Origin of the sequence: Paraburkholderia sp. SIMBA_054, assembly GCF_046534875.1 — a bacterium.
GTDB lineage: Bacteria > Pseudomonadota > Gammaproteobacteria > Burkholderiales > Burkholderiaceae > Paraburkholderia > Paraburkholderia hospita.
Genome location: NZ_JAWRXV010000283.1, coordinates 1 through 409, shown reverse-complemented (window position 1 = coordinate 409; position 409 = coordinate 1). Strand labels below are relative to the sequence as shown.

Annotated in this window: 1 protein-coding gene and 1 pseudogene; one reads left to right on the top strand and one right to left on the bottom strand. The window is 62.6% G+C overall.

Translation table 11 applies throughout. The annotated features are described in order from the left end of the window. Positions 1–248: hypothetical protein (locus SB822_RS55135; protein ID WP_410858852.1), on the bottom strand; the 248-nt coding region annotated here is incomplete at its 3' end. 23 nt (positions 249–271) lie between these two features. On the opposite strand from SB822_RS55135, the pseudogene SB822_RS55130 reads away from it, so the two are divergent. Further along, positions 272–409, top strand: a pseudogene (locus tag SB822_RS55130) (aminotransferase class I/II-fold pyridoxal phosphate-dependent enzyme); the annotation flags it as partial.

Below are 409 nucleotides of genomic sequence, written 5' to 3'. Positions count from 1 at the left end.
AACCCATAGAAAAAGCGCAACGGGGGAAACCGGCGCAACAAACGCAGCAGGCCAAACCAGTGCAACCTGCGCAACAGGCGAAGCCGGCGCAGGACGCCCAACAGGCCCAAGACGCTCAGCACCCGCGAGACGCCCAGGACGCACAACGCATCCAACAAGCGCAGCAGGCGAAACCGATCCAGCAAGCGCAGGAGCCGAAACCGGCGCAGCCTGCGCAACAAGCGAAACCGGCGCAACAAGCGCAACAACCCCAACCACCCTCATCCGCGAATCCATCGCCGAACACCAGCCCGCGGTTGTGTATCTCGCGTATCCGAACAATCCGACCGGCACGCTCTTTAACGACGCCGACATGGAGCGCATCATCGCCGCGGCGACGAAGAGCCTCGTGGTCATCGACGAGGCTTAT